The organism is Vibrio sp. STUT-A11 (assembly GCF_026000435.1).
Lineage (GTDB): Bacteria > Pseudomonadota > Gammaproteobacteria > Enterobacterales > Vibrionaceae > Vibrio.
Genome location: NZ_AP026763.1, coordinates 1,995,034 through 2,014,670, shown reverse-complemented (window position 1 = coordinate 2,014,670; position 19,637 = coordinate 1,995,034). Strand labels below are relative to the sequence as shown.

18 protein-coding genes are annotated in these 19,637 nt (G+C 44.5%); 10 read left to right on the top strand and 8 right to left on the bottom strand.

Going from position 1 to position 19,637, the window contains the following annotated elements:
• Positions 1–3 precede the first annotated feature (3 nt).
• From infC to OO774_RS09500, 7 genes are all read left to right on the top strand, one after another.
• Positions 4–555 (top strand): translation initiation factor IF-3, encoded by a 552-nt coding sequence (infC, locus tag OO774_RS09530; RefSeq protein ID WP_076633413.1) that lies wholly within the window; start codon positions 4–6, stop codon positions 553–555.
• A 121-nt stretch (positions 556–676) separates the two neighbouring features.
• Positions 677–871, top strand: coding sequence for a 50S ribosomal protein L35 (gene rpmI, locus OO774_RS09525; RefSeq protein ID WP_264901861.1), 195 nt, complete (start codon positions 677–679; stop codon positions 869–871).
• A 41-nt stretch (positions 872–912) separates the two neighbouring features.
• A complete protein-coding gene (rplT, locus tag OO774_RS09520) occupies positions 913–1,266 on the top strand; it encodes a 50S ribosomal protein L20 (RefSeq protein WP_021019837.1) in 354 nt (117 codons plus the stop codon).
• Between the two features lie 613 nt (positions 1,267–1,879).
• Positions 1,880–2,689, top strand: a complete 810-nt coding sequence (locus tag OO774_RS09515) for a helix-turn-helix domain-containing protein (protein ID WP_264901854.1) — start codon at positions 1,880–1,882, stop codon at positions 2,687–2,689.
• A gap of 394 nt (positions 2,690–3,083) precedes the next feature.
• On the top strand, positions 3,084–4,067 hold the full coding sequence (pheS, locus tag OO774_RS09510) for a phenylalanine--tRNA ligase subunit alpha (RefSeq protein WP_014231614.1): 984 nt from the start codon (positions 3,084–3,086) through the stop codon (positions 4,065–4,067).
• 18 nt (positions 4,068–4,085) lie between these two features.
• Positions 4,086–6,491 (top strand): phenylalanine--tRNA ligase subunit beta, encoded by a 2,406-nt coding sequence (gene pheT / locus OO774_RS09505; protein ID WP_264901850.1) that lies wholly within the window; start codon positions 4,086–4,088, stop codon positions 6,489–6,491.
• Between the two features lie 287 nt (positions 6,492–6,778).
• Positions 6,779–8,410, top strand: a complete 1,632-nt coding sequence (locus OO774_RS09500) for a glycoside hydrolase family 32 protein (protein ID WP_264901848.1) — start codon at positions 6,779–6,781, stop codon at positions 8,408–8,410.
• A 63-nt stretch (positions 8,411–8,473) separates the two neighbouring features.
• Here the strand turns inward: OO774_RS09500 and OO774_RS09495 are convergent, their stop codons facing one another.
• Positions 8,474–9,391: an aminoimidazole riboside kinase gene (locus OO774_RS09495; RefSeq protein ID WP_264901846.1), complete on the bottom strand. Its 918-nt coding sequence runs from the start codon at positions 9,389–9,391 to the stop codon at positions 8,474–8,476.
• 245 nt (positions 9,392–9,636) lie between these two features.
• Here OO774_RS09495 and OO774_RS09490 point away from each other — a divergent pair, with 245 nt between their 5' ends.
• Positions 9,637–10,632 (top strand): LacI family DNA-binding transcriptional regulator, encoded by a 996-nt coding sequence (locus tag OO774_RS09490; RefSeq protein ID WP_264901844.1) that lies wholly within the window; start codon positions 9,637–9,639, stop codon positions 10,630–10,632.
• 17 nt (positions 10,633–10,649) lie between these two features.
• Here the strand turns inward: OO774_RS09490 and OO774_RS09485 are convergent, their stop codons facing one another.
• On the bottom strand, positions 10,650–11,528 hold the full coding sequence (locus OO774_RS09485; protein WP_264901842.1) for an AEC family transporter: 879 nt from the start codon (positions 11,526–11,528) through the stop codon (positions 10,650–10,652).
• A gap of 542 nt (positions 11,529–12,070) precedes the next feature.
• Here OO774_RS09485 and ihfA point away from each other — a divergent pair.
• Positions 12,071–12,367, top strand: a complete 297-nt coding sequence (gene ihfA, locus OO774_RS09480) for an integration host factor subunit alpha (RefSeq protein ID WP_264901840.1) — start codon at positions 12,071–12,073, stop codon at positions 12,365–12,367.
• Between the two features lie 117 nt (positions 12,368–12,484).
• Here the strand turns inward: ihfA and OO774_RS09475 are convergent, their stop codons facing one another.
• Positions 12,485–13,261: a RelA/SpoT domain-containing protein gene (locus OO774_RS09475; protein WP_264901838.1), complete on the bottom strand. Its 777-nt coding sequence runs from the start codon at positions 13,259–13,261 to the stop codon at positions 12,485–12,487.
• 315 nt (positions 13,262–13,576) lie between these two features.
• Between OO774_RS09475 and OO774_RS09470 the strand changes: the two genes are divergently transcribed.
• Positions 13,577–14,227 carry a thiopurine S-methyltransferase gene (locus tag OO774_RS09470; RefSeq protein ID WP_264901836.1) on the top strand — a complete coding sequence of 217 codons (651 nt, stop codon included), beginning with the start codon at positions 13,577–13,579 and terminating at the stop codon, positions 14,225–14,227.
• A 290-nt stretch (positions 14,228–14,517) separates the two neighbouring features.
• Here the strand turns inward: OO774_RS09470 and purT are convergent, their stop codons facing one another.
• From purT to sbcB, 5 genes are all read right to left on the bottom strand, one after another.
• Complete coding sequence (gene purT, locus OO774_RS09465; protein ID WP_264901833.1) at positions 14,518–15,693, bottom strand: formate-dependent phosphoribosylglycinamide formyltransferase; 1,176 nt, start codon at positions 15,691–15,693, stop codon at positions 14,518–14,520.
• Positions 15,694–15,840: 147 nt separating this feature from the next.
• The gene (gene cdd, locus OO774_RS09460; protein ID WP_264901832.1) at positions 15,841–16,728 is read right to left on the bottom strand and encodes a cytidine deaminase; all 888 of its coding nucleotides are present in this window, start codon (positions 16,726–16,728) and stop codon (positions 15,841–15,843) included.
• A 333-nt stretch (positions 16,729–17,061) separates the two neighbouring features.
• Positions 17,062–17,739 (bottom strand): LrgB family protein, encoded by a 678-nt coding sequence (locus OO774_RS09455; RefSeq protein ID WP_014231625.1) that lies wholly within the window; start codon positions 17,737–17,739, stop codon positions 17,062–17,064.
• A 1-nt stretch (position 17,740) separates the two neighbouring features.
• Positions 17,741–18,115 (bottom strand): CidA/LrgA family protein, encoded by a 375-nt coding sequence (locus OO774_RS09450; protein ID WP_264906098.1) that lies wholly within the window; start codon positions 18,113–18,115, stop codon positions 17,741–17,743.
• Between the two features lie 58 nt (positions 18,116–18,173).
• Positions 18,174–19,595 (bottom strand): exodeoxyribonuclease I, encoded by a 1,422-nt coding sequence (gene sbcB / locus OO774_RS09445; RefSeq protein ID WP_264901827.1) that lies wholly within the window; start codon positions 19,593–19,595, stop codon positions 18,174–18,176.
• Positions 19,596–19,637: the final 42 nt, after the last annotated feature.

Here is a 19,637-nt window from a genome sequence, read left to right as displayed (position 1 = left end):
GCTATTAAAGGCGGAAGACGCGGCCAACAGCCGGTAAAACAAAACCCACACCGTTTAAACGGTGAAATTCGTGGCGTTCGTGAAGTTCGACTAACAGGCGCTGACGGTGAATCAGTTGGTGTTGTATCGATCCAAGAAGCGATTGCTGCTGCTGAAGAAGCAGGTATGGATCTTGTTGAGATTAGTCCTAACGCTGAGCCGCCAGTTTGTCGTGTGATGGACTACGGTAAATTCCTCTTTGAGAAGAGCAAGGCTGCGAAAGAGCAGAAGAAGAAGCAAAAGCAGATTCAGATCAAGGAAGTAAAATTCCGACCTGGAACTGATATTGGAGACTACCAGGTAAAACTACGCAACCTGGTGCGTTTCCTAGAAGAAGGCAACAAGGTGAAGGTAACAATTCGCTTCCGTGGCCGTGAGATGGCACACCAAGACATCGGTGTCGACGTTCTAAACCGCTTGAAAGAAGATACTGCAGAACTAGCTGTAGTTGAATCCTTCCCTAGCCGTATTGAAGGTCGTCAGATGATCATGGTGCTAGCCCCTAAAAAGAAGTAATTAACGGCTCATAAAGTAATTTAAACCTAGCCGATTCCCTTTGAATAGAAGGTTAGCGGTTGGGTTTTGTTCGCCCTAATTACATTGTTTATTAAACTACTACAATGCGGAGTTATTCATCATGCCTAAGATGAAAACCAACAAAGGTGCTGCTAAGCGTTTCAAGAAAACTGCTGGTGGCTTTAAATACAAGCACGCTACAAAACGTCACATCCTGACTAAGCGTACTACTAAGAACAAGCGTCAACTACGTCCAAACGCAATTCTTCCTAAGTGTGAAGTTGCGGGCATCGTACGTTGTCTACCATACGCTTAATTCTTTTTAGTTTATCAATCGTTTAGTTTAGGAGAAGCATAATGCCTCGCGTAAAACGTGGTGTACAAGCTCGTGCACGTCATAAGAAAGTTCTAAAACAAGCTAAAGGTTACTACGGTGCACGTTCACGTGTTTACCGCGTAGCTTTCCAAGCAGTTACTAAAGCTGGTCAATACGCTTACCGTGACCGTCGCAACAAGAAACGTCAATTCCGTCAACTATGGATTGCACGTATCAACGCGGCATCTCGTCAAAATGGTCTATCTTACAGCCGTTTCATCAACGGTCTTAAGAAAGCATCTATCGAGATCGACCGTAAGATCCTTGCGGACATCGCAGTATTCGACAAATCTGCATTTGCAGTTCTAGTTGAAAAAGCGAAAGCTGCTCTTTAATTAGCAGTTTAGGTTTAAGAAAAGGAGAGCATTCGCTCTCCTTTTTTATTGCCTCTACAATTAAAATCCTTCTATTTGTTTCAATTCCCTTATCTCCACTTTTTACAGCGATCAAGCCTCCGTAGTTAAAACCTATACGGCCTTCTAAACCTGCTTACTCAGTGCTTATCATGGAAGGTTAATTCAACTCGCTGCTGGTTTTACCATAGCCCACGTTTTTAATGTCATAAAGTGGGATAGGCAAGATATTTCCCTGTCTAATAAACTGTATTTTACTGCATGCTAAATGAATATATATTCGATTTGTTGCGTTGATTTTTTAAGTCCAACATTCTGAATTGGTGCGACTTTGTTGGTGGAACATACTGATGTTTTTAATGCTTATATTGTAACTATCTAAATAAACGTCTAATTTACTTGTTTTTATTGTCAATGAAAACTGTAAGGCACAATGAAATCAACAGCAGTTTTTATTTTTCATTTGTCATGTGAATGTAAAGATCGGTATATTAATTCATATTTTTATGATAATAATATGAACTATTGACCAGCCGAGTGGTTCTAAGTTGTGACAGGTTTTGTACAGCTGTAACTTTGCCAAAAGGAATCGTAGATGAGAGATTTGACTCCCGAGTATTTGCTAGCCGCTTTAAGACAAGCGATTAAGACAAAAGGGCTAACATATCGAGAGCTATCTGAAAAAATGGGCATGCCGTTGTCCACTTTTAAAAGACACTTAACCAGTACCAACCTGGCTTTAGATAAATTACTCGAATACTGCCGAGCGATTGATTGCACGTTAGATGAGCTGCAAAAGTTAGCCGACCAGCTTCAAGGTGAAGATGAAGACTACTTTAGCCGCACTCAAGATGAAGTGTTCTTCCAGTTCCCACACCTTTACGATTTCTATCGTGAGCTGAGAATGTTACGTGGTAAAGATGGCTACTCAATTTTAAAGAAAAAGTATGAGCTGTCTAAACAGAGTATGTCCGATTATCTCAAAGCGCTGGAGCTGTTGGATCTTGTCTATGTTGATGAAGAGAATAATATTACGCTTCATGGTCCGCTTTTCTACAGCTACGCTGAAAACTCGAAGCTCAACGATAAATACACAGAAATTATTAAAAAGCAGGCCACTGCGGCTGAAAACTGTGTTCGTGTTGCTTTGGCAAGGATGAAGATTACAGAAGAACAGCTTTTGCAGCTTGAAGAACTCGTCGCCAAGACAGTGCTTGATTTTCACTCAAAGAATGTTGTCGCTGAGAACTATAACGTCTCAGATTTCACCAATATCGTCGTGCTAGCTGGACCGCATCAGCCCGTCACATTCTCTGATGGCATTACTGAGACAAACACGCACTTTATTGATGATATTCGTTATGCCATTGCATCAGCAGGTGAAAAGCCAAGCTTATCTATCTAGCTTCCATTGACTAGCTTACATTCATTATTTTGCTTATCAGTATCGCTACTATTTCTTAAACCATTGGATGTTTGAAATAAGCATTGGCTAGAAATGGTAGTGGTATCTAGCCCGCTCTTCGCGATAACTTTTCCGTATGTTTTACCAGCAGTACCTGTTGCTCTGTATGAAAACCACGGCTTCTCGAGGTTTTGTTTTCGGTAAATAATTCAGTTCAATCAGCCTCAAATGAATCACAACAATGCTTTTTTTGCGTTTTTGTGTTCTTTTTATTCAATAACCCCTTCTTTTCGTAATTCAATTTGGCATTGGTGTCTGGTTTGGCTACTATGTACAGCTATCAAAAAACCAATCACTCCCTTATGGACACTACCAGCAGGTAGATGAGGAAACGATGCAACATCTAGAAGAGATCATTGCTAGCGCGAGCACTGCAATTGAAGCTGCCGAATCGCTAGTCGCACTTGATGAAGTGCGTGTTCAGTATCTAGGTAAGAAAGGTGAGCTAACTGCTCAGCTTCAAAGCCTAGGCAAACTACCACCAGAAGAGCGCCGTGAAGCTGGTCAAGAGATCAACAAAGCGAAAGGTGCCGTTCAGCAAGCAATCGCTGCTCGTAAAGACGCACTACAACGTGCAGAGCTTGAAGCGAAACTCGCCGCTGAAACTATCGACGTAACCCTGCCAGGTCGTCGTATTGAAAACGGTGGTTTACACCCAGTTACTCGTACCGTTGAGCGTATTGAGAAGTTCTTTGGCGAACTTGGTTTTAACACTGAGTCTGGTCCAGAAATCGAAGATGCTTTCCATAACTTTGATGCACTTAACATTGCCGCTGATCACCCAGCGCGTACTGATCACGATACTTTCTTCTTCAACCCAGATTTGATGCTTCGTACTCATACGTCAGGCGTACAGATCCGTACGATGGAAAATGGTAAACCACCATTCCGTTTCATCGCTCCGGGCCGTGTATACCGTAACGACTACGACCAAACGCATACGCCAATGTTCCACCAGGTGGAAGGTATGCTGGTTGATGAGAACGTGAACTTCGCTCAACTGAAAGGCATTCTGCACGATTTCCTATGTAACTTCTTCGAAGAGGAAGTTGAAGTACGTTTCCGTCCATCTTACTTCCCGTTCACTGAGCCTTCAGCAGAAGTAGACGTGAAAGGCAAAAACGGTAAATGGTTAGAAGTACTAGGCTGCGGTATGGTTCACCCGAACGTACTACGTAGCGTAGGCATCGATCCTGAAAAATACTCTGGTTTCGCATTTGGTATGGGTGTTGAGCGTCTAACAATGCTTCGTTACGGCGTGAACGACCTACGTGCGTTCTTCGAGAACGATCTTCGTTTCCTAAAACAGTTCAAGTAATCCAGAGGGTTCATTAACATGAAATTCAGCGAATCATGGCTTCGTGAGTGGGTAAACCCTGCGGTTACTACTGACGAGCTAACTCACCAAATTACAATGGCCGGTCTTGAGGTAGACGACGTTCTTCCTGTAGCGGGTTCATTTACTGGCGTAAAAGTTGGTCACGTTGTGGAATGTGGTCAACACCCAGATGCAGACAAACTACGCGTCACTAAAATCGATGTGGGCGAAGAAGAACTTCTAGACATCGTTTGTGGTGCGCCTAACTGTCGTCAAGGTCTAAAAGTTGCAGTTGCAACGGTAGGCGCAGTGCTTCCTGGTGATTTCAAAATCAAGAAAGCAAAACTACGTGGTCAGCCATCTCACGGCATGCTTTGTTCATTCACTGAACTAGGTATCGACGTAGAATCAGACGGCATCATGGAACTGGCAGAAGACGCAGTTATCGGTACTGATTTCCGCGAATTCCTGGGTCTAAATGACGTAACGGTAGACGTAGACTTAACAGCAAACCGCGCTGACTGTTTCAGCATCCGTGGTATGGCTCGTGAAGTTGGCGTACTTAACCGTGCTGACGTTGCTGAGCCAGCAGTAGAAGCGGTTGCCGCTTCAATTGAAGACACAGTATCTATCGACGTAAAAGCGCCAGCAGCGTGTCCACGCTACATGGGCCGTGTAGTTAAGAACGTAAACGTTCAAGCTGAAACACCACTTTGGATGCAAGAGAAATTGCGTCGTTGTGGTATCCGCTCTATCGACCCTGTAGTAGACATCACGAACTACGTACTGCTTGAGCAAGGCCAACCAATGCACGCGTTTGACCTGGCGAAGATCGAAGGCGGCATCGTTGTTCGTCTGGCTGAGCAAGGTGAAAAGCTAACGCTTCTTGACGGTAGCGAAGCAGAACTAAACGCAGATACTTTAGTTGTAGCTGACCACAACAAAGCACTCGCTATTGCTGGTATCTTTGGTGGCGAAGATTCTGGTGTAACATCAGAAACTAAAGACGTGCTACTTGAGTGTGCATTCTTTGCACCTGACCACATCCGTGGTCGCGCTCGTAGCTACGGTCTGCACACAGATTCTTCAATGCGTTTTGAACGTGGTGTGGATTACGCACTGCAAGTAAGTGCAATGGAGCGTGCAACTCAGCTTCTGGTTGAAATCTGTGGCGGTGAAGTCGCACCTGTTGTTTCAGTAGAATCTGAAGCTGATCTACCTAAGCCAAACCAAGTAGCACTACGTCGTACTAAACTGGACAACCTACTGGGTCACCACATTGCAGATAGCGATGTAGTAGAAATCCTAGAGCGTCTTGGCCTGACGGTAGAAGCGACAGAAGAAGGCTGGGTTGCAGTAGCACCAACATGGCGTTTTGATATCGCTATTGAGCAGGATCTGATTGAAGAAGTGGGTCGTATCTACGGTTACGACAACATTCCTAACCAGCATCCGGCGGCAGCGCTTAAGATGCACAATCACGTTGAAGCGGATCTTCCACTTAAACGCGTGCGTGATCTTCTTGTTGACCGTGGTTACCACGAAGCAATTACTTACAGCTTCGTTGAGCCTGAGCAACAAAAACTGGTTGTTCCGGGTGTTGAGCCGCTAGTGCTTCCAAACCCAATTTCAGCAGATATGTCAGCAATGCGTCTTGGCCTCATCCAAGGTCTGTTGAACACGGTTGTTCACAACCAGAAACGTCAACAGCCACGCGTTCGTCTATTTGAATACGGTCTGCGTTTCATCCCATGTGAATCTGCTGAAAACGGTATGCGCCAAGAGCCTATGCTAGCAGGTGTTATCGCTGGTACTCGTAGCGAAGAGCACTGGGACATCGAAACTAACACAGTTGATTTCTTTGATCTTAAAGGTGATCTAGAAGCGATTCTTGAGCTATCTGCAAATGAAAAAGCGTACTCTTTCGCAGCACTGTCACCTGAAAGCAAAAAAGCTAACCCAGCACTTCACCCAGGCCAATCTGCGGCAATCATCGTAGATGGCAAAGAAGTCGGTGTAATAGGTACGGTTCACCCAGAGCTTGAGCGCAAGTTTGGTCTAAATGGCCGTACTATCGTATTTGAAATCGAATGGTCTGCAATCAACTCGAAAGTGATTCCAGAAGCGGTTCAGCTTTCTAAGTTCCCATCAAACCGTCGCGATATCGCGCTAGTGGTTGATGACGCAATTGCTTCAGGTGACATTGTTAATGCTTGTCTAGAGCAGGGCGGTGAGTTCCTGAAAGATGCGAAACTGTTCGACGTGTACGTAGGTAAAGGCGTTGAAGAAGGCAAGAAGAGCCTTGCAATCGCTCTGACTCTACAGTCTGTAGAGCGTACGTTAGAAGATGCAGACATCGCGGGTGCGGTAGACGCTATCGTTGCTCACGTATCTGAGAAGTTTGGTGCGACTCTGCGTGACTAAGCGTATCGAGATTCTTCTCTAATTAGAGAGTCTAAAAACCCTGTCAACTTGACAGGGTTTTTTTATACTCCAAGTTAATGGTTGAAGAATTCACACCCATTATCTTTAGGGAACGTTCCATTTTATAGGTGGTTTTTAGTCGTTTTTAGCCAGTTAAAAGCCAGTGTTTGATTTGAAAATAAGATCTACCTCAATTATGAGTGCTTAAAATACAAGGTAAACTAGGAAATTAAAGGCGGGTGTGCTAATTTGCAAACGTTCCCAATTTTAAATGTTTAGGTAAACTGATGTCCATAACACCAATTCTTTCTCTTTGTGGAGGTATTGAAAATATCTCTCGCACACTGCTTACAGAAAAAGATCTTATGATAGAAGTCCGGAATATCGATCTGGTTCAGGATTCCGCTCTGATCGAAAAGCGAGAAGAGGTTCAGGGGGAGACTCAGTTAACATTCTCCCGACCAACTGGGTTAAGCACTGAAGCGTTGCTTGAAGTGGGAGAGGCTATTTCTGCACAGCAATCTAAACATTTTTCTGCTTTACAAGACCCTGTTGAGTGCGAATATCGTCCATCCTGGCATATCTCCCCACCTCAGGGGTTGCTCAACGACCCAAATGGGTTCATTTATCATAACGGTGAATACCATCTTTTCTATCAGTGGTACCCATACAGTTGTGAACATAAAGATAAACACTGGGTACACTTGACCAGCCAGGATCTGGTTAATTGGGAGTGGCAATCTGTTGCTCTGACGCCTTCTCTTTGGTGTGACAGCCATGGTGTATTTTCTGGACACGCGCTGAGTCAGGGTGAAGAGTTGATGTTGTTCTACACGGGCAACACCCGTATAGGGCAAGAGCGGGACCGACAGACCACCCAATGTTTGGCGACTTCCCGTGACGGGGTGAGCTTTACTAAGTATGGCCCGGTTATTGACGCTCTGCCGCCTAATGTCACGCCTCATATTCGAGATCCGAAAGTCGTCAGACACAATGATAAGTGGCTAATGCTGCTCGGTGCACAGACAACCGAGCTGAAAGGGCGCCTGGCTATTTACCAGTCTGAAGATCTGTACCAATGGGAGTTCGTTGGTTTGTTTGGTGAAGAGATGGGTGATTTTGGCTATATGTGGGAATGCCCGGATTTGTTTACTCTGGATGAACAGATGTATGTGGTGATTGGGCCGCAAGGCATACCATCTTTCTCGGAATACAATACCATTCCTCATCATAACGGTATTGTGAAAGCGCACTGGAGCGGAGAAAACGGTCTGAAACTGGGGGATTTTCAACATTTAGACTTCGGTTTCGATTTTTACGCCCCACAAAGTATGCAAACTCCAGATGGCAGACGAGTCATGTGCGGCTGGATGGGGTTGCCGGATGAAGTTGACCAGCCAAGCAGAGATAATGGCTGGGTACATCAGCTTACTGCGATGAGAGAGCTGACTTATCGAGATGGTACTCTATACCAGTGGCCTATTGCGGAGATGGAATCTCTTATTGAGTCTTCTTCTGAGATCAATATTGATGCAAATGGGCTGGATATTGGAACTAAGTCCTTCGATCTGACGGTTACGTTAGATTGGGGCGATGAACTGAATCTATTTGAAAACTCCGTGCAGAAATTCGTATTACGAGCGGATGAAGAAAACCGATGTCTAATAATGGACCGTTCACAAACACTTAATCGTGCCCAAGATACGATTCGTGAGCTGCCATTGGCGAGTGAACGTATTGAACTTCGTATTCTTGCCGATAATTCTTCGATTGAAGTCTTTGTAAACGGCGGTGCTGCGGTTATGACATCGCGTATATTTACCGATCAAGATGCAACCAGAATATCCGTCAGTGGCCAGGTTACCAATGCGACATTACACCGGTTCAGAGCAGCGAAAGCGCCATTTCAGCAACGATAAAACGCCAGTTATAAAAATCCCCGCCACAAAAGTGAGCGGGGATTTTTAATTTTGTCATTACTATTAAATGTAAGCGAGCAGCGCTTCCTGAGTCGGCAAAGCCGTCATTGCGCCTTTTTGAGTTGTGGCAAGCGCACCGCAACCATTCGCCCAATTTACCGCGGCGTGAATGGTCTCTTTGTTCGCCCATTCTGATTGTTGCGCCAATTTCGCCAGTAAACCGCCGACAAATGCATCTCCTGCACCTGTTGTATCTACCGGTTTCACCGCTTGCCCTGCAATCAATTCTTGCTCTCCTTCAAATACGGTTAGTGCACCTTTTGCTCCTTGAGTGATCAACACGAGCGTATTATTGAAACACTTAATCGCGTCTAAACCTTGTTCTAAAGAGCCGGTATCGGTTAAGAAAAGCAGCTCGTCGTCTGAAAACTTAACAACATCTGCCAGTTCTACCGCTTGGCGCACGACCGGTTTAAGTTGCTCTGGATCGGCCCATACCTCTTCGCGAAGATTAGGATCAAAGCTAACAAAACCGCCTGCCTCTTTAATGTCTCGCATTGCTTTTAATGTACTGCTTCGGCTTGGCTCATTCGCCAGAGCTATCGAACATACATGCAGCCAGTCTCCCTTTGTGAAAGAAGGAATGTCTGTAGGAAGCAAGAACTGATCAGCACTTGGTTTGACCATAAAGGTAAAGCTACGCTCGCCAGAATCATCCAAATCAACAATGACAGTAGACGTTCGTTGTGCCTCGTCAAGCAACATAAAATCGGTATTTACGGATTCATTGGTCAACGTTTCTTTCATAAAGCGACCCAAAGGATCAAGCCCCACACGGCCAAAAAATGCAGCCGTGCCGCCCAATCGAGCGATTGCTACCGCAACATTGGCAGGGGCGCCCCCAGGACATTTCAGATACGTGGAATCGGAGTCCGGAATCAAGTCAACGACCGCATCACCAGTCACCCAAATTGTGCTCATAACTTATACCTTAAAACAGCTTAAATTCACTGAGAGTATTTTTAGCTAAAACGATTTAGCTAATCAATAAAAATAATCTTGTCAGAAGCAGAAATGCCGCTGATTGTGATCTACGCCGCGAGTCGACAATGCAGCCTTGGTCCCAAGATACTAAAAGTGATGGTTTTCGACGTTTTCATCGGTATGATGACCGCCGATGTGGTGAATCCAAATAGCCAGAGCGAAACTCATCTCGGAAGGGTAAGGTGAAGAAGAAAAAACTAAAGTTAGCAGATATCGCTGAGCTCGCCGGAGTTTCAAAGTCCACCGTTAGCTTTGTCCTCAATGGTCATGCAAAGAAACATCGCATTAATGAAGAGACCGTAAAGCGTGTTCAAGCTGTGGTAGAGGAGCACAATTACGCTCCGAGCTTATACGCTCGCGCTCTAAAGGCAAATCGTACCTACACGCTGGGCCTTGTTATTCCTGATTTGGCCAATATGGGCTTTGCTACAACGGCGAAGTTTTTGGAGAAGTTGGCGCGTAGCCATGGTTACCAGCTTTTGATTGCCTCTTCGGAAGATAATCCAGAACAAGAAAAAGCGGCAGTTAAGAGCCTGTTGGAACGACAAGTTGATGTGTTAATGGTCGCAACGGCGATGACTGAAGACACCTTCTATCGCAAAGTCACCGAGCAAACACCCGTGTTGGTGTTCGACCGTATTTTCGACGCCACTTCGTTAACGACGATAAAAACGGATGCTTATAACGCGACCAAGCAACTGGTAGAAAAACTGTGTCAGCAAGCGGAAGAATGTGCTTATTTAGGCGGACAGTTAGAACTCTCACCGAGTAAAGATCGTTTCTCTGGTTATCAGGCCGCTTTGCAAGCCGCTGGAGTGGAGTTGAATACGGAGTTAGTAAAACACAAAGATTATCAACCTGAATCCGGTTACGCCATGATTGAGGAAATCCACCAGAATATTGGGCGTTTGCCAACACGACTATTTGTCGCTTCTTATTCGATTCTCGAAGGTGTTTTGCGTTACCTGACTGAGCATAAGTTATTGGATGCTGATGTGAAAATAGCAACGTTCGATAACTCAGCGATTTTAGATTGCTTACCGATCAACATTGACTCTATCGAACAAGATTGCGAGCTCATTGCTAAAACCTTGTTTGAGCAAGCGACGGCATCGATAGGTTCACCCGATCGTAAAGCCGAGCATCTGATTCTTCCTGCGAAACTACACTATCGTTGAGCTAGCTAATCTCAGCGCTAAGAGAGCGACAACGTATAAGAGAGGAGAAGGGGCAGGGTCAAGACACTAAAAAAGTTGCCAAATAACACCATCGAAGCGACTTTCATCGGTTCTATATTGAGTCTCTCTGCAAACAAATAGTTCATTACCGCAGGTGGTAACATGGTGAAAAGTACCATCATCTGCAACTGCATCGTGGGTAACGGAATAAACCAATAGATAAGTGCAAAGGCAACCGCACCTGTGGTCAGCGATTGTACCGTACATATCACGCCAACTTTTAGACCATCCAAACGCAAGTTGCACATTTGTGCGCCGAGAGAGAGCAACATTACCGGTACCGCGGCCTGACCTAATAATGCTGTCGCTTCATAAAGCGGTGCCCAGGCGCCAATCCCTGATAAGTTCAGGCCCAGCGCGAGTGAAGCCGATAAAAAGATTGGCATTTTTATGATCTGTTTTAGTGGGTTGCCATTGCTCAATAGCATCATTCCCACACTAATATGTAGACAAGCCGACACAACAAACAGCAAAACCGCCGAAGAAAGGGCGATATCGCCAAACGTATAAGTAAACAAAGGTATGGCTAGATTACCGCTGTTACGAAACATGTGCGGTGGTGCCCATGCTTTAAAGGTCAACCCACTTATTTTACAAACTGGAATCATGATCAATCCTGGTACCAAGACCGCAATCACGGCGGCAAAAAGTAGAGGGCCTTGAGCATTGTCCAGTGGCATGCTAACCAGAGAGGAGAAAACTAGCGCAGGGGTAAAGACATCAATGTTGATTCGATTGATTGGGCGAAAATCCGGCTTTATATGCCGACCGACTAAATAGCCGACGCCGACAAGAGCGAAGACGGGAAAAAGAATATTGATGACTTGATTAATCATGACCGCACTTTAATTAATGGTAAAATATGTGATTGTTTCGTTAAGTAATGAATCTAGGTTCACACTAACAACCTTTGATTACTGAGTCATCGTAAAACAGTGAGAATCTTGGCGTTTATCAAGCTTTCTAAACGTAAAATTACTGGTAAGTGGTCATACTTCTTAGCGGATGTTTATGTACCTAGTTACTTACAAATCAATGAAATACCGACAAGTTCTATGTCAGGTGTTTGTAAAATAGCCCATACCTGATAAATTTATTAAATGGTTTTTTATTTCAAAATTTAACAGATTATTGGTTTAATTGACTGGTTGAGTTTTGTATTTAAGAACTCTCTAAATAAAAAATGTTAAAATGTTGGTATTTAACAATAATTTGTACAGCCATATTCCATTTATTCGCAAAGAAAAAAGTTGGCGAAAATCATAAGCTTGTCATACACTTCCTGATGTAACCCCGATATGTTCTTGAATTGGTAGGGTAAAACTGCTCTGGCGCTACACTAGGTAGCATTGTTTAACATAGCTTTGAGGAAAGTTTTATGGCGCTCACAAAAGCCGAATTGGCAGAAAACCTGTTTGATAAACTGGGATTTAGTAAACGGGACGCCAAGGAAACGGTGGAAGTGTTCTTTGAAGAAATTCGCAAGGCACTAGAAAGTGGCGAACAGGTAAAACTGTCAGGTTTTGGTAATTTTGATCTTCGTGACAAGAATGAACGGCCTGGTCGTAACCCGAAAACTGGTGAAGATATTCCAATTACTGCTCGACGTGTCGTGACTTTCCGCCCGGGTCAGAAATTAAAAGCTCGCGTAGAAAATCTCAGAAAAGAACAGTAAATAAACCCAATAGATCACGCTTGCTCGTAATCTATTGTTGTACGTGCATTTTAGTGTCGACACGCAAAAGAAAACCACCGCATTGCGGTGGTTTGTTATTTTCAGAGAAGCAAATTTTTATGCCGCTTCTAAGTGAGTTGTTAAGTATGGTTGCCATGCGTGCTGGTACAAGTTCTTAGCTTGGCTGCGCATACTTCTGACCGTCGCCGTTTCAAACTCAGTTAGAGGGCGTTTTTCTGCCATTGCTTGACGTTCAAGCTTTTGGATTTTTTCATAAAGGTCATGCTCTGGGCCACTTTTCACATCGGCAATGGCTTTCAAGTGTAGTTGGACCTCTGCAATGAGGTTTGTTTTCGGCAAACGAACCAGTAAGTTTAAATCTCGGTAACCCGAAGGCCCCGGCTTTTTGAATCTGTTTTTCACTTTAACGATCGTTGTTTCGCGTTCTAGTGTTTCATAGATAGAGACCAAACTTGCCACATCTTCCGCAACTATCGTCGCACGTGCTAGATCGGTAATGCGTTCAACCTTACCATCCAGTTCGTAAGCAATTTTTTCCTCTGCACGTTGTTTAGATTTTACGCCAGCGAAGTGAGGTTGGGCGTCGTTGAGAAGGGCGGTACTTTTACAGATGGTTTCAAGTTCGAATTGAGCTTGGTGTGCTTTGGAGTAAAGAATATCAAAATCAGAATATGGCTGAGTTGGGTTTGAGTCGATAGTTCGAATACCATATAAGCCGCTTAGGCTGTGTTTGAATAGTTTTGAACAAACCTCGTTTTGACTTGCAGAACGATTCTGTTCACTACTTGTTGGCGCAATAGGCATCGCGGCGAATGCAGGTGCACGGCTTAGTACCAAAAGCATCAATGCTGTTGTACGTAAAAATAAGCTCATTCACTCTCCTTAACTTGCTTGCACTTAGAAAATGGGGACAAAGAAGTCGCTAAGATTTGCAAATCAGGTTGTTATTCATAAATGGGGATCTTTTGAAATATTCCAAGGTTAACTCTCATGTTTACAGTGGAATTATGCGTTAGATCACTATTTACATTTTCATTGTTCTGTTAATTCAACGTCAGTATCATTTCGTATATCGTGAATGCATCGTAGCATTTGAGGATTAACGAAAGATGAACGCCATAGACAAATTCGAAAAAATCATTAGTCTTACTCCACAAAACGTAATTCAGCCGATAAGTAGAAAATAAAATGAGAGACCCAGAGTTTTGGCACAATAAGTGGGCCAGCAACAAAATCGGATTCCATTTGGAAGATGTAAACCCATTGCTGCCTCAGCATTGGCATCACACAAGCCCTAAGCGCGAAGACACCGTATTGGTTCCACTTTGTGGTAAGTCGGAAGACCTTGCATGGTTGGCGACCAAACATGATGAAGTTATTGGTGTTGAATTAAGTCAAATTGCGGTACGTGCATTCTTTGCTGAGCATTTTTATACGCCGATGGTCACGCCGCTAAATGGAATGCATGAGCTGTATCAGTTTGACGAGCTTTCTATTTACACTGGTGACTTTTTTACCGCACCGGTTTCTCAGGTTGATATCGTTTACGACCGAGCAGCATTGGTTGCATTGCCGCAAGAAATGAGAGAAGAATACGCTGATCGTTTAAAACAGCTGCTTAAACCGGGTGGTCGTATTCTGCTTGTTACACTCAATTACCCTCAGCAAGAAATGGCGGGACCTCCATTTAGCGTACCAGTGAATGAAATCGAACAGTTATTCTCGGGCTACAAAGTGACTTGCCTGAACGTGGACGAAGCGGATGAAAATCACCCGAAAATTGCTAAGCAAGGCTTAAGTCGTTTTTCTGAAGAAGTGTATTTGATTGAAGCGTCTTAAATATTGATCTTAGGATAATGGCGCACCGCTATTTTAGCTAATGCTCATCGCTTAACGGCCATCATAATCGGGTCATTCCAGCGAGCCATAGCGAGACTAGGAATCTATTATCAGCGAGCTAAAACAATATAGGAATTATTTTGGCGACAGAGTGCTCGGATAGAAGATTCTGAATCATGCTCCTTCGTCGCTGTCCAGAATGACGGATGATAATACCGTTCGCTGTTAAACGAACGGTATTAAGCTGATATAGCTGCGCTTTTTTGCTATTTCAGGCCGTCACAAAGGACTTAGTAAACGATGTTTACCTTCGATGCATTTGCTACCGCATCTTGAACGGACTCTTCTGTGCTGTTTCGACGAGTCACAACAACACCCAAGCGGCGGCGACCGTCGATTTCTGGCTTACCAAATAGACGAACTTGCGTTTGTGGCTGCGTTAAAGCGTCAGCTAAATTATCAAAACGAATGTTGGTAGAAGTACCCTGACCAAGAATGACTGCTGATGCAGAAGGGCCGTACTGGACAATGTTGTTGATTGGCATGCCGGTAAATGCACGAACGTGAAGTGCAAACTCAGACATTTCCTGAGAAATCAGGGTGACCAATCCTGTGTCGTGTGGGCGAGGCGAAACCTCGTTGAAGATCACTTGGTCACCTTTCACAAACAACTCTACACCGAAAATGCCATAGCCACCTAATGCATTGACGACTTTTTCCGCTGCATATTGCGCGGCTTTTACTGCATTTTCTGACATTGCTTGAGGCTGCCATGACTCGCGGTAGTCACCATCTTCTTGACGGTGACCGATTGGTGCGCAGAAGTGTACGCCATCAACCGCACGAACGGTTAGTAAGGTTATCTCGTAATCAAAGTCGATAAAGCCTTCAACAATGACACGACCAGCACCAGTGCGGCCACCTTCTTGAGCGTAGTTCCATGCTTTTTCAATATCAGCTTCTGATTTAATGACACTCTGGCCTTTACCAGACGAGCTCATCACTGGCTTAACGACGCAAGGGGTGCCGACGAACTCGACGGCTGCTTTAAAGTCATCGTAGTTGTCTGCAAATCGGTAAGGGGAGGTAGTAAGCTCAAGCTCTTCAGCAGCTAAACGACGAATACCTTCACGGTTCATCGTAAGTTTAGTTGCCTTAGCCGTTGGAACGACATTCAGACCTTTTGCTTCAAGCTCGACTAGCTTCTCGGTTGCAATAGCTTCAATTTCAGGAACAACATAAGCGGGTTGCTCTTTATTGATGATTTCTTCTAATGCTTGACCATCCAGCATATCAAGCACATAGCTGCGGTGAGCGACTTGCATTGCAGGTGCATTCGCATAACGGTCACAAGCAATGACTTCCAGGCCCAGACGTTGACATTCAATTGCGACTTCTTTACCAAGCTCGCCAGAGCCTAAAAGTAATACACGAGTAGCATTTGCGCTGGTTGCAGTACCGAACATATCGTTCCCTTACAAAATAAAGTGATGAGACAGAATTTGCAGGGGATCATACTGAATTTTTACCGTAAAGCAAACGTTTGCGTGTGGTTTTTTGCTAATAAAAAAGCTCTACATCATGTAGAGCTTTCAGCGACATCATTATGTAAATTACACGTTAACGAAACTTAGTGGAATGTCGGGATTCAACGCTTCTAACGTTGATTGCGTATCAGCAAGATGACTGATCTTACCTTCTGAATTCTCCACTAAAGCGGCCGCTTTGATGTTATCAAAGGTTTCACCCGCCAGTAGTACCTGAATCAAAGCAACTTGAAGAGGAGGAAGGCTAGGGTTAAACGCCGCATTCTCTGCATAAGCGCCTTGGAAAACGCGACCATCAGCAAGCTCTAACGCCAAGCCACTGAGGTTATTAGTGTAAGGGGCATGGCTCATGTTCATCGCATCGACGGCTTTTAGAATTAGCACATCGTTATCTTCACATTCGAATTGATGCTTAACTTCAGCCATTAAGCCAGATTTGATACCCAAATCGGCCGGGCCAAATGCTTCAGGCAGATATTCATGTAACGATTTTTCTTCACGCTCTGGCAATTGGACTTTTAACTCTTTCGCTGTAGACAGCTCGTTCATGAACTGACGACAGTGGCCACAAGGACTAAAGTTAATCGTGATGTCTTTAACACCGCGTTCGCCCTTCATCCAGGCGTGGCTGATTGCAGATTGTTCTGCGTGAACAGTTTGACCAAGTTGAACACCAAGGAACTCCATGTTTGCGCCGAAGTAGAGACGGCCTGAAAGCCCGCGAACAATGGCACCAACATAAAACTCAGAAATAGGCGCGTAAGAATAAGCAGCGGCAAAAGGAAGCAGAGCAACACGCAGCTCTTTGTCAGATAGAGCGGTAGCAGACAGTAACTGCTCAAACTGCTGTACTGAAAGAGTAGCATCAAAATCGTCGGCTAAAATGATAGGAGCAAGTTGGTTTGAAAGTGCTTCTGGTGCGCTTGCTAGCGCTTGTTCAATGCGACTTTTCATGTTGAATCCTTGTTATTGCATGGACAGTTATTCTATGCAAAGTGGAGAAACGTACCGTGCTTTAGATCACATTAAATGATGTAACTAAAATTCACGTTACATATTTAGAGTGAGGTCACACATGTATTCGATTGCACAGGCGTTGAATGTTACTTCGATCTCTTAAATATATTAACTCACACTCATATCGACAAGTAATGGGTAGTTGAGAGTCGCTTCTATTTATTCCACAAGAGGTTGCCTAGGTTGTGAATGGACTTCAATCTTTAGAAGGAGAGTAGGAGAGAATAGAGGATGACCTGCCCAGATAATAGGCAGGCCGAAAAGCATTTCTTATTGATATAACCAGACAGCTAGTGCAAAAAAGCTCGGAGCCAGAACCGACGTAATAATACCGCACAACACTAATGCCAAAGACGAGAATGCTGCGTCTGCTGGTTGTTTCTCAACACACGTCGCAGTACCCAGTGCGTGGGACACCGTACCCATGGTTAAACCGCGGGCAATAGGATGTTTAATCCCAATCAGGTTGTAGATAGGGTAAGCCACAATCGCACCCAATAAGCCAACCAGAAGTACTAAAATCGCTGCAACTGCCGCTTCACCACCAAGATGGCTGGAGATTTCCATCGCAATAGGGGTGGTCACTGATTTACCAACCAAGCTCGCGATCAAACTTAACTCGGTGTGAAAAGCGACGGCGATGAGAGTTGCCGTCATCATCGACATAACACTGCCCAGAACACAAGCGAAGGTAATGATGCGCCAGTTTGCTCTGATCTGAGGAAGCTGCTCATATAACGGGTAAGCTAGCGCCACAACGGCTGGTTGTAGCAGGAAACTAAACACTTCGTTGTCGGCGTAGTAAGTGTCAAACGGCACGTTCAAGTAGGTCAACAACGGAATAATGACCGCAATACAAATAAGCAGTGGGTTAACAATTGGGTGGTTCGCTTTAATCGCAATCTGACGTGCAACAAGGAAAACAACAATAGTGAGTAAAATCCACATATTAGTGTTTCTCCTTTAGCAAATAATCCAGCAGCCATGCGAGACTCACCAGCACAATCAATGTGCCGCCGACCGCACTGGCAAGAATGGGTAGTGCGTTGGCGAAAAGCATGTCGAAGTGATCCATCAGGCCAACACTAACTGGAACGAACAATAAGATCATGTAGCGAATAAACAGAGTTGCGCCAGTTTTCACCCACTCAACTTTGACAAGTCCGGTTGCCATAGAAAGGAACAACAGGATCATGCCGATAACACTGCCTGGGACGGAAGTGTCAGTAAATCTTTGAATAGTAACTCCAATCCCAAGTGCTCCCATGATGAGAAAGAGGGAAACGAGCAATTGGGTCAGTTGTAATAATCGATTTTTTATCATTTTGGCAGCATATAAAAACGACAAGTGCACCATACGGTGCCCTTGTTTAAGTAAGAAATTAAGAGGCTAGGCTCTCGACGTAACGATAAACGGATTTTAATAGTGCTATTTTCTTTTCGTCACTTTCATGTTCGTGAACTAAGTTTTCTAAATTCAGCATATACTCTTCGATTTGGCTTTCAAACACTTCACGGCAGTGCTGTGCCCAACGTCTTTGTTCCTGTTCGTCTAGCGTGCCAGGGAAGTTTCGAGCACGGTAACGGAACAACAGTGGTTTAATGCGTTTGTCATCGAATTCAATATCGAGCGCCGCCAAATTGTTCGGATCGGTTTCACGAATAATATCCATTGCAGCGCGATCCGCAGGTGAGAAGAACCCATCGTAAAGCTGAGTATCCACATCATCACTTTTTTCAAATGTACGCTCAACAGAAAACAGGCTGATCAGTTTTTCACGAATCTCTGGATGCTGACGTAACAAAGCCAGGTTGTTCAAACACTGTTGACGGTCAATACCGATAGACTCTGCGTTTTCAGCGGTCAGCGTCTTCGCAGGTGCCAGAATTGGGCACTTATTCAAGTGAACAAGTTTAACTGGCACAGGCAGCAAATCACCGAGATCTTCTCGCTTGGTGTACAACCTTTCGTGCAGCTCTTCTGCAGACAGCTCTAGGATTGGTTGTGGATCTTTGGCTAAATCAATCGTGATAACGGCGTTGTTGTTTGTCGGATGCCAGGCAACAGGCACAATCCAGCTGGTGTACTGACACTCGCGTCCTAACATGCCAGAAACGTGCATCAGAGGCGTCATGTTGACGATATCAACCAATTCATTGAGCTTACGTTTTTGACGCATTGAGAAGAAGTAATCAAACAACTTAGGCTGAGCAGCTTTCACTTTCTTCGCCATCTCAATCGTTGCGATAACGTCAGCCATGGCATCGTGCGCATTGCTGTGTTCAATACCATTTTTAACAGACAGATGCTCGAGTTTGAAGCTGGTAAACCCATCTTCATTTTCTGGCCACTCAACGCCTTCTGGTCGAAGGGCATGACAAGCGCGCAGCACATCAAGTAAATCCCAGCGCGAATTGCCGTTCTGCCAACTCCACGCATACGGATCTATAAAGTTGCGGTAACAGGTGTAACGCGTGACTTCATCATCAAAACGAATACTGTTGTAACCCAAACTGGTGGTATTTGGCTTAGACAACTCGGCATGAATTTTGGCAATGAACTCAGGCTCAGGCAGGCCTTCCTGAACCGCCTTTTGCGGAGTAATCCCGGTAATCAATGCTGCTTCAGGAGAAGGAAGGTAATCAGCAGGTGGCTGGCAATACATCACTAAAGGCTCGCCGATGATATTGAAATTTTCATCTGTGCGAACACCAGCGAATTGACTCGGACGATCTTTTGCAGGGTTTGTACCCCAAGTTTCGTAGTCAAAGAAGAAGAAGGTCGGCTGTTCTGAATTATTCATAGGATTCTTTTTTTGTTCGTTGTTCTTCAAAACTATCCTTGT

Coding starts and splice junctions, on each gene's coding strand:
- rpmI (WP_264901861.1), top strand. CDS start 677: ATGCCTAAGATGAAAACCAACAAAGGTGCTGCTAAGCGTTTCAAGAAA.
- rplT (WP_021019837.1), top strand. CDS start 913: ATGCCTCGCGTAAAACGTGGTGTACAAGCTCGTGCACGTCATAAGAAA.
- OO774_RS09515 (WP_264901854.1), top strand. CDS start 1,880: ATGAGAGATTTGACTCCCGAGTATTTGCTAGCCGCTTTAAGACAAGCG.
- pheS (WP_014231614.1), top strand. CDS start 3,084: ATGCAACATCTAGAAGAGATCATTGCTAGCGCGAGCACTGCAATTGAA.
- pheT (WP_264901850.1), top strand. CDS start 4,086: ATGAAATTCAGCGAATCATGGCTTCGTGAGTGGGTAAACCCTGCGGTT.
- OO774_RS09500 (WP_264901848.1), top strand. CDS start 6,779: ATGTCCATAACACCAATTCTTTCTCTTTGTGGAGGTATTGAAAATATC.
- OO774_RS09495 (WP_264901846.1), bottom strand. CDS start 9,391: ATGAGCACAATTTGGGTGACTGGTGATGCGGTCGTTGACTTGATTCCG.
- OO774_RS09485 (WP_264901842.1), bottom strand. CDS start 11,528: ATGATTAATCAAGTCATCAATATTCTTTTTCCCGTCTTCGCTCTTGTC.
- ihfA (WP_264901840.1), top strand. CDS start 12,071: ATGGCGCTCACAAAAGCCGAATTGGCAGAAAACCTGTTTGATAAACTG.
- OO774_RS09475 (WP_264901838.1), bottom strand. CDS start 13,261: ATGAGCTTATTTTTACGTACAACAGCATTGATGCTTTTGGTACTAAGC.
- OO774_RS09470 (WP_264901836.1), top strand. CDS start 13,577: ATGAGAGACCCAGAGTTTTGGCACAATAAGTGGGCCAGCAACAAAATC.
- purT (WP_264901833.1), bottom strand. CDS start 15,693: ATGTTCGGTACTGCAACCAGCGCAAATGCTACTCGTGTATTACTTTTA.
- cdd (WP_264901832.1), bottom strand. CDS start 16,728: ATGAAAAGTCGCATTGAACAAGCGCTAGCAAGCGCACCAGAAGCACTT.
- OO774_RS09455 (WP_014231625.1), bottom strand. CDS start 17,739: ATGTGGATTTTACTCACTATTGTTGTTTTCCTTGTTGCACGTCAGATT.
- OO774_RS09450 (WP_264906098.1), bottom strand. CDS start 18,115: ATGATAAAAAATCGATTATTACAACTGACCCAATTGCTCGTTTCCCTC.
- sbcB (WP_264901827.1), bottom strand. CDS start 19,595: ATGAATAATTCAGAACAGCCGACCTTCTTCTTCTTTGACTACGAAACT.